The following is a 12721-nucleotide window of genomic DNA, read 5'->3' as shown; positions in this document are numbered from 1 at the left end:
GGGTGTGCGTATGCGTTGGTGAGCTTCAGATCACCGAAGATCCCTGTGGGAGCTGGCTTGCCAGCGAAGGCGGCGTGTCAGTCACCAAAAATGCTGAAAGTGACGGCCTCATCGCGGGCAAGCCCGCCCCCACAGGTTTTGCAGCGCCTTGGATCAACCCTCAGGCTTGAGGATCAACACCGCCAACGGCGGCAGGTTCAGTTCCAGCGATAACGACTGGCCATGGCTTGGCACTTCCTCGGTAAACGCCCCGCCGCCATTGCCGTAATTGGAACCGGCATAGGTGTCGGCATCGCTGTTGAGCAGCTCTGTCCAGCGCCCGGCGAACGGCACGCCCACGCGATACGCCTGACGCGGCACCGGGGTAAAGTTGGCCACCACCAGCACCGGTTGGCCGTCCTTGCTCCAGCGCAGCCAGGCATAAACGCTGTTGATCGCATCATCGCCAATCAACCATTGGAAACCCTGCGGCGCGTCGTCCTGATCGTGCAGGGCCGGCAGCTCCCGGTACAACCGATTAAGGTCGCCGACCAGTTTCTGTACGCCCTTGTGCTCGGAATACTGCAGCAGATACCAATCCAGCTGCTGATCGTGATTCCACTCGCGCCACTGACCAAACTCACAGCCCATGAACAACAGCTTCTTGCCCGGGTGCGTCCACATGAAACTCAGATAAGCCCGCAGATTCGCGAATTTCTGCCAGCGATCGCCGGGCATCTTGTCGATCAGCGAATGTTTGCCGTGCACCACTTCATCGTGGGAGATCGGCAGGATGAAGCGTTCAGACCAGGCGTAAACCAGGCCGAAACTCAGCTCATTGTGGTGATGCGCGCGGTACACCGGATCCTGCTGAATGTAATGCAGCGAATCGTGCATCCAGCCCATGTTCCACTTGTAGGCAAAACCGAGGCCGCCCTGCTGGGTGCTCTGACTGACGCCCGGCCACGCCGTGGATTCCTCGGCGATCACCAGGGCGCCCGGTGCTTCCAGCTCCACCACGTCATTCAAGTGCCGGAGAAAATCGATGGCTTCCAGATTCTCCCGCCCGCCGTGACGGTTCGGTACCCACTCGCCCGCCTTGCGCGAATAGTCGCGGTACAGCATCGAGGCCACCGCATCGACGCGCAAACCATCGACATGGAAATGCTTCAACCAGTGCAGCCCGGAGGCCAGCATATAGCCGTGCACTTCGGTGCGCCCGAGGTTGTAGATCAGCGTGTCCCAATCCTGATGGAAACCTTCCAGCGGATTGCCATATTCGTACAGCGCGGTGCCGTCGAACTGCGCCATGCCGTGAGCATCGGTCGGGAAATGCGCCGGCACCCAGTCAAGGATCACGCCAATTTCCGCCCGGTGGCAGGCGTCGACGAATTCCGCGAACTGCGCCGGCGAGCCGTAGCGCGCACTCGGGGCAAATTGCGAGAGCAATTGATAACCCCAGGAACCGCCAAACGGGTGCTCCATGATCGGCATCAATTCAATGTGGGTGAAGCCCAGTTCCTTGACGTAAGGGATCAGGCGCTCGGCCAATTCCGGCCAGGTGTACTGGCGCGCCACTTCGCCCAGATCATCCAGCTCGCACTGCCAGGAACCGGCGTGCAGTTCATAGATCGACAACGGCGCCGAATGCTTGTGGCGGTCACGGCGGCTGTTCATCCAGTCGTGATCCTGCCAGTCGATTTGCAGCGGCTCGGCGACTTTCGACGCGGTATCCGGCGGCAGACTGGTGGCCAGCGCCATCGGGTCAGCCTTGAGCGGCAAGATCCCGTGGGCGCCGAGAATTTCATATTTGTACAACTCACCCGCTTGCAGGCGCGGGATAAACAACTCCCAGACCCCGGACGGATGACGCAAGCGCATCGGATGGCGACGGCCGTCCCAGACGTTGAAATCACCGACCACCGAGACCCGCCGGGCATTCGGCGCCCACACGGCAAACCGTACGCCGTCGACGCCATCGACAGTTTTCAGCTGCGCGCCAAGGCACGCGCTGAGGTCGCGGTGATTGCCCTCGGCGAACAGATACAAATCCATTTCACCGAGTAACTGGCCGAAGCTGTACGGATCTTCCGCGACCTGCTCGCCACCGGCCCAGCGCGTGCGCAATTGGTACGGGCGCGCCTGCTCGAAATGGCCGACAAACAACCCCGGCGTTTCGGTTTGCTCCAGCGGGCCGCGTTCTTCGCCGCTGTCCTTGTCCAGCACCACAACGCTCAACGCACCGGGCAGATAAGCGCGAATGAATTGCCCGCCAGCGCCATCGCCATGCGGGCCAAGAATGGAAAAAGGATCGTGATGTTCAGCACGCACCAAGGCATCGATATCTTTTGCCGAGGGCAATAATGCTTCTTTGACCTGACCCTGTTCCTTGTTCGAGAAACTCATGACTACTCTCCACCAAGATCGGAAAAGGGTTTAAGCCCCGTCAATAACCCATACAAACCGTGCAACGGCACGGGCAGCCACGTGGGGCGATTTTCGGCTTCATAGGCCACTTCATAGGCCGCCTTCTCCAGACCGAACAATGCCAGCGCAGCGTCGGCCCCTTCAGGATCTTGCCAAGCATGATCAAGACTAGCTGCCGCCCGGCGATATGCCTGAACAAATGCTTCACGCGCTTCACGCAAATAGCGTTCCGCCACGCGACGGCGGGCGTCTTCGGACTCGGCACTGTGGTCGACGTTGTGGACGTTGATGGTCATCGCCGCCGCGTAATCGAAGGAGCGCAGCACACCACTGACATCTTTGTACGGACTGTGTTTGCCACGGCGCTCGCTCAATGGCCGCGCCGGTTCGCCTTCAAAGTCGATCAGGTAGGCATCGCCTTTGATCACCAGCACCTGGCCCAGGTGCAGATCGCCATGCACGCGAATGCGCAAGCCGCCAGTGGCTTTCTTCGCCAGATCCTGCACATGGGCGAGGATGGCTTTTTTCTCGTCGACCAGCCGTTTCACCAGCTTCTGATCCGCCGCATTGAGTTCGCTTTGATGCTGCTTGAGCAACTTCAGCGCGTGTTCGACTTGAGCAGCAATATCCTTGGCCGTCGCTTGCATGTCCTTGGCTGTGGACAACTGTGGGGCGAAATCAGCGTTGTCGGTCGGTGCCGCGAGCACGTTGTGCATCTCGCCCAGGCGTTGGCCGAGCAGGCTGGCAAAATCCTTCAATTCGCCCAGCGCGTTGTAATGCTGCTCCTGCTCGGACATGGCATCGGCAAGTTCATCGCGCAGCGCCCGTTCGAGATTGTTCTGCGTCCATTCCCAGGCGTCGCCCTGATTGCTCAGATAGCCTTGGGCGATCATCAGCAAGTTGTCTTCGCCCTTGGCATCGCGACGAATCACCGAACCGAGCAACGGGGAAATATTCTCGAAACCAGCCTCGGTCAGGTACGCGCTCATCTCCAGTTCCGGGTGCACGCCAGAAGCCACTTTGCGGATCAGCTTGAGCACCAGGCTGTTGCCGATCACCACCGAACTGTTCGATTGCTCAGCCGACAGATAGCGCACTTCCGACTCGGCACCGAGGCCGAGTTTTTCCAGTTGCGCCGTCGGTGCGAAACGGATCTCGCCCTCGGTTGATTCCAGCACGGTGTTGTTCTGCATGCCTTGCAGCACGGCGCGAATAAACGCTTCGAGGCTGAACGCATCGGTGATCAAACCGACCTGACGCACGCGACGAACGCGCGACAACGCCAGTTGCTGCGGCAGCGCCGGGCCGACCTGATCTTCGGAGATAAAACCGAACGGCAGCTGATAACGGCTGGTCTGGCCAGCGCTGGTGACCTCGATTTCGCTGAGCAGCACCGGATGTTGAGCGTCGCCAAAACGCACGCCATAAGCCAGATGAACCTTGTCGATGGCCGCGTCCTTGCCGGCGAACCAGCGACGGTTCTGCAGCCAGCTCGGCAGAATGTTTTGCTCCAGCGTCGCGCGGGACGGTGCTTCGAGCAGCTCTTCCATGCGTTTTTTCAGCACCAGCGTGGTGAAGTCCGGCAGGCTCTGCGCAGGTTCCACGTGCCAGCTCGGCATCTGATTTTCCGTGGCAAGCGCAAACCAGTAGAAACCGTACGGCGCCAGGGTCAGGAGGAAATTCAACTGGCCAATCGGCGGGAACGCATTACCGCCGAGCATCTCCACCGGCACCATGCCGACGTACGCCGACAGGTCCAGTTCCGCCGCTTGCGCGCTGCGCGACACGTTGGCCACGCAGAGGATGATTTCGTGTTTGCCGTCGGCGTCGGTGAATTCGCGGGTGTACGCGAGAATCCTTCGGTTGCTCGGCGAAAGCATCTTCAGCGTGCCGCGACCGAACGCCTTGGACTGCTTGCGCACGGCGAGCATGCGTCGCGTCCAGTTAAGCAACGAATGCGGATCACCCGCCTGAGTTTCGACGTTGACCGACAGGTAGCCGTATTGCGGGTCCATGATCGGCGGCAGCACCAGGCTTGCCGGATCGGCGCGGGAGAAGCCGCCATTGCGGTCGATCGACCACTGCATCGGCGTGCGTACGCCGTCGCGGTCGCCGAGATAAATGTTGTCGCCCATGCCGATCTCGTCGCCGTAATACAACGTTGGCGTGCCGGGCATCGACAGCAGCAGGCTGTTAAGCAACTCGACACGACGACGGTCGCGCTCCATCAGCGGTGCCAGGCGTCGACGTATACCGAGGTTGATCCGTGCGCGGCGGTCTGCGGCGTAGTAATTCCACAGGTAGTCGCGCTCTTTGTCGGTGACCATTTCCAGGGTCAATTCATCGTGGTTGCGCAGAAAAATCGCCCACTGGCAATTGGCGGGAATTTCCGGGGTCTGGCGCAAAATGTCGGTGATCGGGAAGCGATCCTCCTGGGCCAGCGCCATGTACATGCGCGGCATCAGCGGGAAGTGGAACGCCATGTGGCATTCGTCGCCATTCAAGCCGCTGGCGTCGGTGTCACCGAAATACAGCTGGGTGTCTTCCGGCCATTGGTTGGCCTCGGCGAGCAGCATGCGGTCGGGGTAATTGGCGTCGATTTCGGCGCGAATCTGCTTGAGGACGTCATGGGTCTCGGGGAGGTTTTCGTTGTTGGTGCCGTCGCGCTCGATCAGGTACGGAATGGCGTCGAGGCGCAAGCCGTCGATGCCCATGTCCAGCCAATAACGCATCACCGAGAGCACGGCTTTCATCACTTGCGGGTTATCGAAATTCAGATCGGGCTGGTGCGAATAGAAACGGTGCCAGAAGTACTGGCCTGCGACCGGGTCCCAGGTCCAGTTGGACTTTTCCGTGTCGAGAAAAATGATCCGCGTGCCGTCGTATTTCTGATCGTCATCGGACCACACGTAGAAATCCCGTGCCGCCGATCCCGGTTTGGCCTTGCGCGCGCGCTGGAACCACGGGTGCTGGTCGGAGGTATGGTTGATGACCAGCTCGGTGATCACCCGCAAACCACGTTTGTGCGCCTCGGCGATGAAGCGCTTGGCATCGGCCATGGTCCCGTAATCGCTGTGTACGCCACGGTATTCGGCGATGTCGTAGCCGTCGTCACGGCGTGGCGAGGGATAGAACGGCAACAGCCAGATGGTGTTGACGCCGAGTTCGGCGATGTAATCGAGTTTGGCGATCAGGCCGGGAAAGTCGCCGATCCCGTCATTGTTGGAGTCGAAAAACGATTTTACGTGAACCTGATAGATCACCGCATCCTTGTACCAGAGCGGGTCTTTGATAAAGGTGGCTGCCTTGGGTTTCTTCGCCATGTGAAACTCCTGCTGAATTCTTGAGAAGCGTCCCACGATGATCGTCCCCACGCTCTGCGTGGGAATGCCGCCATGGACGCTCTGCGTCCGATTTTGGACGCAGAGCGTCCCGGGATGCATTCCCACGCAGAGCGTGGGAACGATCATTACGTAGTGGTGATTCGCCAGATGCCGAACGGCTGGTAAGCCGGGTCTATGCGCATGAACTGGTATTTGCCATGCCAGTCCCAGCGATGTCCGTTCATCAAATCTTCACCATGGGTCGTCGCATCGTCCGGCAAGCCCATTTCCCACAGCGGCAGTTCGAAATTCGCTTCCTGTACGTTATGCGGATCGAGACTGACCGCGACCAGTATGAAATTGCTGCCATCGGCGCTGCGCTTGCCGAAGTACAGAATGTTGTCGTTCCAGGCGTTGTAGACCTTCAGGCCCAGATGCGTGTGCAACGCCGGATTCTGCCGGCGGATGCGGTTGAGCTGGGCGATCTCGGCAATGATGTTGCCCGGTGCGGTGAAGTCGCGGACGCGGATCTCGTATTTCTCCGAGTCGAGGTATTCCTCCTTGCCCGGCACCGGCGCCGCTTCACACAGTTCATACCCCGAATACATGCCCCACAGGCCCGAGCCCATGGTCGCCAGCGCGGCGCGGATCAAGAAGCCCGGCCGCCCGGATTCATGCAGGAACGCCGGATTGATATCGGGGGTATTGACGAAGAAATTCGGCCGGAAGCACTCGCGCCACGGCGATTCATTCAGCTCGGTGAGGTACGTCGCCAGCTCGGTCTTGGTGTTGCGCCAAGTGAAATAGGTGTAACTCTGCGTGTACCCGACCTTGCCGAGCCGCGCCATCATCGCCGGCGTGGTGAACGCCTCGGCGAGGAAGATCACTTCCGGGTGCAGCGCTCGCACATCGGCAATCAGCCATTGCCAGAACGGCAACGGTTTGGTGTGCGGGTTGTCGACGCGGAAGATCTTCACACCCTCCTCGACCCAACCGATGACGATGTCGCGCAACTCGACCCACAGACTCGGAATCGCATCCGGCGCGTAAAAGTCGACGTTAACGATGTCCTGATATTTCTTCGGCGGGTTTTCCGCGTATTTGATCGTGCCGTCCGGGCGCCAGTTGAACCAGCCCGGATGCTGCTTGAGCCACGGGTGATCCTGAGAACACTGAATGGCAAAATCGAGAGCGATTTCCAGACCATGATCGGCAGCCGCCGCCACCAGTCGACGGAAGTCTTCGCGAGTACCGAGTTGCGAGTGAATCGCCTCGTGACCACCCTCCTCGCTGCCAATCGCATACGGGCTGCCAGGATCGTCCGGGCCAGCGCTCAGCGAATTGTTGCGACCTTTGCGATGCGCGCGGCCGATCGGGTGGATCGGCGTGAAGTACAACACGTCGAAACCCATGTCCTGGATCATCGGCAAGCGCGAGTGCACGTCATTAAAGGTGCCGTGACGTTTGGGGTCATCGGTGATCGAGCGTGGAAACAGCTCGTACCAACTGGCGAACTCGGCCAGTTCACGCTCGACGTCCACCGGGAATTCAGGGCTGACGCTCAAGTAGGCGCGGTGATCGGCCTCGGCCATCAATTGCGCACTGCGCGAGTGCAGAAACAGCGCGACCTGCTCGGTTTCGAGCAACCCCGACAGTTCATGGTGCAGCGCGGCGAGCTGTTCGCTGAGCTGACCTTCGCTGCGTTCGGCGGCCTGCTGCACCATCGTCCGACCTTCCTGCAATTCCAGCGAGACGGGCACGGCGGCGGTGTGTTTCTTCTCCAGCTCGTACTGGAAACTGGCGAAGTGATCGATCCACGCTTCGATGCAGTACAGAAAACGCCCCTGATGCTCAGGGCGGAACTGGCCTTGCCAGCCGTTATTGCCTTGATCGGACATGACCTCGCTTTGCCAGGTCTCCTCGCCTTCCTCGCGCCAGCGAATGCGTACGGCCAGTTTGTCGTGGCCGTCGGCGAACACCTTGCTGGTGACCACTATTTCGCGCCCGGCGATCGACTTGACGGCAAACTGGCCGCCATCGAGGGTCGGCAGGGTGTTTTCGATGGCGATGCGTGGCAACAACAAGGCCTGCGACAGCGGGATGTGCGGGTTGTAGCTCAGTTCTGAGGGGGTTTCAGCAGTCATTGAGCATCTCTCCTTAACGCCCAAAGGACGCTCTTGTGCCGGTTCAGCGTTCGCAATCGAGCGCCCGTCCGGAATGAACTCACTTAGGTTCCGAGCGACCTGCCCCGGGAAAAGTTCAGATGAAATTGCCGTTACAGAAAAGCGGATCGAATTCGCCACGAGGTGGTCAATCCACTTAAGCACTTCTCACGCCATGTGCCACACGGAGGTCCACCGATGAACATCCCGATCCCGGCCGAAACACCCGATCCGAACATCGACAAACCCACCCTGCCCGAAACCGAACCGCAACCGATTCCCGAGCAGGAACCACCAGGCACCACACCACCGCCCAAGGAAGAACCACCAACGACCATGCCCCCCGTGATCCTCTGAATCCGCCACCCCTCAGGTACCTGATCGTTCCCACGCTCGGCGTGGGAATGCAGCCCGGGACGCTCCGCGTCCCCAAGCGGACGCAGAGCGTCCATTGAGGCATCCCCACGCAGAGCGTGGGAATGATCAGCCGGCGCAGGAGCGATCAGTGGTCATCCGTCTTCTGCTCTTCCTTCTCGAAAAACTTCACGATCCGTGGCATCACGCTGAAGATGCCCAACGCCAACAAGGTACTGAGCAACGCCGTCGCCTCTTTGCCCATCCCTGCCGCCACGCCAATTGCCGCTGTCATCCACAGACCCGCCGCTGTGGTCAGGCCCTTTACGTGACCTTCGTCGCCTTCCGGGTTCTTCAAAATAGTCCCGGCGCCGAGAAAGCCGATCCCGGCAATCACCCCCTGCAGCACCCGGCTCATCGCATCGGACTCCGCCCCTGACGTTTGCGGCACCAGCACAAACAGCGCCGCGCCGAGTGCCACCAGCATGTGCGTGCGCACTCCGGCGGCCTTGCCTTTGTGCTCACGCTCAAACCCGAGAATCCCGCCCAGAATCGCCGCCATCAGCAGGCGCACGGTAATGCGCGTCAGCTGCGACGCATCGCCGACGTCGGCGAATTCCGCTTGCAGGGTTGCCCACACTTCATGCCACCACGCGTTCATCGTGCAGTCCTTGTTATTGGCTCATAGACGATGGACAGCGGCGACCATTAATCAGTTGCGCAGAACGATCAGCGAAGCGCGCGCCCTAACCTTGCAGATACCCCTGAAAAAAGGACTGCCGCCATGCCTCTGCGAGTCGATGAATCCAATCCCGAGCAAAAAGTGTGTTTTTTCACCGTCGAAAATGGTGAGGAAATTCGCATTTGCGACACCCTTGAAGTCAGGACAGATAGCGACAAAGCCATGTCTTTCGTTGAAATAGAAGGCCGGCGCGTTTACATCACCGAAGCCGAGGCCGACGCCTTGACCGTTGCCGGTGCCAGAGACGGTCGCAAGCACCTCAAGGCCGACGAGAGTGATTCGGTGATTTGACTGACCCGGATCAACACACGGCGCAAACGTCTGCGATAGGCGTTTGCGCCTTTGTCTGCGGGCTGCTTCAAGTTGACGCAGGCGCTGTGCGAAAAGCCATCTGATCCGCTTTTTATTGAAATACCTGAGTCTGTTATGCAAACAGATCGACGCTCATAGTGCTCTGGCCTGATGGAGGCTGATGAGCGAATAACCATGAGCGAACAAATCCCCGTCCGAACCGTAGAAGCATCTCCCACTATAAAAAGTGTGCCCGCACGCCCAATGAAGGCGACGGCCAAATCCAGCGACAACCAGATTCACACTCGCAGCTTCACCGGTCTGTTTCGCACCTTGCGCATGAGCGGCGCGGGGTTTCTGTTTTTGCTGTTCTTCGGCACCGTGTGGCTGAACTGGGGTGGCCGGCAGGCAGTGCTCTGGGACCTTTCAGAAAGCAAATTCCACATCTTCGGCGCGACCTTCTGGCCACAGGATTTCATCCTGCTCTCGGCGCTGCTGATCATTGCCGCGTTCGGCCTGTTCGCCATCACCGTGTTCGCTGGCCGGGTCTGGTGCGGCTACACCTGCCCGCAGAGTTCGTGGACGTGGATCTTCATGTGGTGCGAAAAAATCACTGAAGGTGAGCGCAACCAGCGCATCAAACTGCAAGCCGCACCGTGGAGCCTGAACAAGCTCGCGCGGCGTGCGGCCAAGCACACCTTGTGGCTGGCGATCAGCGTGATGACCGGCCTGACCTTCGTTGGCTACTTCACCCCGATCCGGCCACTGGCCGAAGAACTGCTGACCTTGCAGATCGGCGGTGTCAGTCTGTTCTGGGTGCTGTTTTTCACCGCGGCCACCTACATCAACGCCGGCTGGTTGCGTGAAGCGGTGTGCATGCACATGTGCCCGTATGCGCGTTTCCAGAGCGTGATGTTCGACAAGGACACCCTGGCGATTGCCTACGACGTGGCCCGTGGCGAAAACCGTGGCCCGCGCAAACGCGACGTCAAACCGCTTGAAGCCGGGCTCGGCGATTGCATCGACTGCCAGTTGTGTGTGCAGGTCTGCCCGACCGGCATCGACATTCGTGACGGCTTGCAAATGGAATGCATCGGTTGCGCCGCGTGCATCGACGCCTGTGATTCGATCATGGACAAGATGAACTACCCGCGCGGCTTGATCCGCTACAGCTCCGAGCGCGAATTGCAGGGTGGCAAGACGCACCTGCTGCGGCCACGACTGATCGGCTACACCGTGGTGCTGCTGGCAATGATTGGCGCTCTGGCGCTGGCGTTGGTCGAGCGGCCGATGGTCTCGCTGGACGTGACCAAGGATCGTGGGCTATTCCGCGAGAACGGTCAGGGCCAGATCGAAAACATCTATAGCCTCAAAGTCATCAACAAGACCCAGCAACGCCAGACTTACAACTTGAGCCTGTTGGACGGCGACGGCTTCCAGCTACAAGGCAAGACTGAACTGAGCCTGGCACCGGGGGAAATTGTCGATGTGCCGGTGTCGGTGGCGATGACCACGGAGCGCCCGGCCAGCAGCTCGCAGACCCTGAGCTTCAAGATTGCCGACAGCGATGAGCCCGAGGTTTACAGCGTTGCGAAGAGCAGGTTTGTCGCGCCGATGAATCGCTGAACCGTTAGAATCCGGCCCCTCACCCCAGCCCTCTCCCAGGGGTAGAGGGGGCCGACCGAGGTGTCTGTCGCTATACATCGACCTGACAGACCGAGTCGATTATGGATTCAGCAAAGCATGTTCAGGCCGAGTCGATTATGGATTCAGCAAAGCACTTTCAGGTCGGTGTAGTTCACAAGCATCCCCCAATCAGTCCCCTCTCCCTCTGGGAGAGGGTTAGGGTGAGGGGCAGTTCTCCTGACACACCTCATCATCAACCAGCACCAAGGCTCCTCGATGAAACGCTACGAAAAATTCGCCGACGACATCGCTGAACTGATCCGCTCCGGCGTCCTCGGCCCCGGCCAGCGCGTGCCTTCGGTGCGTTACGCGAGCCAGACCTACGGCGTCAGCCCGTCCACGGTGTTCCAGGCGTATTACCTGCTGGAACGCCGTGGCCTGATTCGTGCCCGGCCGCGCTCCGGCTATTTCGTCAACACCCACGCGCCAAGCCCGTTTTCCGAGCCCGTCATCAGCAGTCACGTTAATGACTCCACCGAAGTCGATGTCAGCGAACTGGTGTTCTCGGTACTGGAATCGATCAAGGACCCGAGCACCGTACCCTTCGGCTCGGCGTTCCCCAGCCCGACGCTGTTCCCGCTGCAACGCCTGTCGCGTTCGCTGGCCAGCGCCGCCCGCGAGATGGATCCGCGCATGGTTGTCACCGACATGTCGCCGGGCAACCCGCAACTGCGTCGACAGATCGCCCTGCGCTACATGGTCGGCGGCCTGATGCTGCCGATGGAAGAACTGCTGATCACCAACGGCGCCCTCGAAGCACTGAACCTGTGCCTGCAGGCGGTGACCGAGCCCGGCGATCTGGTGGCCATCGAAGCCCCGGCGTTTTACGCCAGCCTGCAAGTGCTGGAACGGCTGAAACTCAAAGCTGTGGAAATCCCCGTGCACCCGCGCGACGGCATCGACCTCGGCGTGCTCGCGCAAACCCTGGAACGTCATCCGATCAAGGCCTGCTGGTGCATGACCAGTTTCCAGAACCCGATGGGCGCGACCATGCCTGAGGCGAAGAAACAGGAACTGGTCGAACTGCTGCGCCGCCATCAGGTGCCGCTGATCGAAGACGACGTCTACGCCGAGCTTTATTACGGCCAGCAGGCACCGAAACCGGCCAAGGCCTTCGACACCGAAGGTTTAGTCATGCATTGCGGCTCGTTCGCCAAGAGCCTCGCCCCCGGCTACCGCATCGGCTGGGTGGCCGCCGGGCGTTACGCACAGAAAATCGAACGACTGAAACTGATGACCTCGCTGTGCGCCTCGATGCCGGCGCAAGCGGCGATTGCCGACTACCTGCAACACGGTGGCTACGACCGGCATCTGCGCAAATTGCGTTATGCACTGGAAGAACAGCAGAGCGCGATGCTCGCCGCGATTGCCCGCTACTTCCCGGCACAGACACGGGTCAGCCAACCGGCAGGCGGCTACTTCTTGTGGCTGGAATTACCGCCGCAGATGGATTCGCTGAAGCTGTTTCAGATGGCATTAGCGCAGGGCATCAGCATCGCACCGGGACCGATTTTTTCGCCGACGCAGCGTTTCCGCAATTGCATTCGCCTGAACTATGGCAGCCCGTGGACCGAGGATTCGGAAAAGGCCATGGAGACGTTGGGGCGGATCGTGCGGTCGTTCTGATAACTCGATGTTGAATGCGCGGGCTTCATCGCTGGCAAGCCAGCTCCCACAGGTTTCTTGGTCGCTCACACATTTTGTGTACGCTGAAGATCCCTGTGGGAGATGGATTCGCTGAAGCTGTTTCAGATGGC

The 12721-nt window shown here is 60.0% G+C and carries 8 protein-coding genes; 4 read left to right on the top strand and 4 right to left on the bottom strand.

The genetic code is table 11. From position 1 onward, the window contains the following. Window positions 1–153: 153 nt before the first annotated feature. The 3 genes from glgB to EJA70_RS28335 all read right to left on the bottom strand — a co-directional run bounded on the left by glgB (window position 154) and on the right by EJA70_RS28335 (window position 7873). Window positions 154–2385: a 1,4-alpha-glucan branching protein GlgB gene (gene glgB, locus EJA70_RS28345; RefSeq protein ID WP_158835589.1), complete on the bottom strand. Its 2232-nt coding sequence runs from the start codon at window positions 2383–2385 to the stop codon at window positions 154–156. A 2-nt stretch (window positions 2386–2387) separates the two neighbouring features. Beyond that, window positions 2388–5729, bottom strand: coding sequence for a maltose alpha-D-glucosyltransferase (treS, locus tag EJA70_RS28340; RefSeq protein ID WP_158835586.1), 3342 nt, complete (start codon window positions 5727–5729; stop codon window positions 2388–2390). Between the two features lie 146 nt (window positions 5730–5875). Then, window positions 5876–7873: an alpha-1,4-glucan--maltose-1-phosphate maltosyltransferase gene (locus EJA70_RS28335; protein WP_158835583.1), complete on the bottom strand. Its 1998-nt coding sequence runs from the start codon at window positions 7871–7873 to the stop codon at window positions 5876–5878. Between the two features lie 216 nt (window positions 7874–8089). Between EJA70_RS28335 and EJA70_RS30900 the strand changes: the two genes are divergently transcribed. Continuing rightward, window positions 8090–8248 carry a hypothetical protein gene (locus tag EJA70_RS30900; RefSeq protein ID WP_008087190.1) on the top strand — a complete coding sequence of 53 codons (159 nt, stop codon included), beginning with the start codon at window positions 8090–8092 and terminating at the stop codon, window positions 8246–8248. A gap of 145 nt (window positions 8249–8393) precedes the next feature. Here EJA70_RS30900 and EJA70_RS28330 read toward each other — a convergent pair whose 3' ends face one another. Beyond that, window positions 8394–8906 carry an MgtC/SapB family protein gene (locus tag EJA70_RS28330; RefSeq protein ID WP_158835580.1) on the bottom strand — a complete coding sequence of 171 codons (513 nt, stop codon included), beginning with the start codon at window positions 8904–8906 and terminating at the stop codon, window positions 8394–8396. Between the two features lie 123 nt (window positions 8907–9029). Between EJA70_RS28330 and EJA70_RS28325 the strand changes: the two genes are divergently transcribed. The 3 genes from EJA70_RS28325 to mapR all read left to right on the top strand — a co-directional run bounded on the left by EJA70_RS28325 (window position 9030) and on the right by mapR (window position 12590). Continuing rightward, complete coding sequence (locus tag EJA70_RS28325; protein ID WP_008087195.1) at window positions 9030–9278, top strand: DUF3203 family protein; 249 nt, start codon at window positions 9030–9032, stop codon at window positions 9276–9278. 195 nt (window positions 9279–9473) lie between these two features. Further along, complete coding sequence (ccoG, locus tag EJA70_RS28320; protein WP_158835577.1) at window positions 9474–10904, top strand: cytochrome c oxidase accessory protein CcoG; 1431 nt, start codon at window positions 9474–9476, stop codon at window positions 10902–10904. A gap of 276 nt (window positions 10905–11180) precedes the next feature. Then, entirely contained in the window at window positions 11181–12590 is a 1410-nt protein-coding gene (gene mapR, locus EJA70_RS28315; RefSeq protein WP_008087199.1) for a GntR family transcriptional regulator MpaR, read from the top strand. The last annotated feature ends 131 nt before the right edge of the window (window positions 12591–12721 follow it).

The organism is Pseudomonas sp. PB103 (assembly GCF_009764635.1).
In the GTDB taxonomy this organism is placed as follows: domain Bacteria; phylum Pseudomonadota; class Gammaproteobacteria; order Pseudomonadales; family Pseudomonadaceae; genus Aquipseudomonas.
This window is presented reverse-complemented; position numbering and strand designations above follow the sequence as displayed.

Bases quoted from the DNA above. Each gene is read 5' to 3' on its own strand.
- treS (WP_158835586.1), bottom strand. From the start codon at position 5,729: ATGGCGAAGAAACCCAAGGCAGCCACCTTTATCAAAGACCCGCTCTGG.
- ccoG (WP_158835577.1), top strand. From the start codon at position 9,474: ATGAGCGAACAAATCCCCGTCCGAACCGTAGAAGCATCTCCCACTATA.
- glgB (WP_158835589.1), bottom strand. From the start codon at position 2,385: ATGAGTTTCTCGAACAAGGAACAGGGTCAGGTCAAAGAAGCATTATTG.
- EJA70_RS28335 (WP_158835583.1), bottom strand. From the start codon at position 7,873: ATGACTGCTGAAACCCCCTCAGAACTGAGCTACAACCCGCACATCCCG.
- EJA70_RS30900 (WP_008087190.1), top strand. From the start codon at position 8,090: ATGAACATCCCGATCCCGGCCGAAACACCCGATCCGAACATCGACAAA.
- mapR (WP_008087199.1), top strand. From the start codon at position 11,181: ATGAAACGCTACGAAAAATTCGCCGACGACATCGCTGAACTGATCCGC.
- EJA70_RS28330 (WP_158835580.1), bottom strand. From the start codon at position 8,906: ATGAACGCGTGGTGGCATGAAGTGTGGGCAACCCTGCAAGCGGAATTC.
- EJA70_RS28325 (WP_008087195.1), top strand. From the start codon at position 9,030: ATGCCTCTGCGAGTCGATGAATCCAATCCCGAGCAAAAAGTGTGTTTT.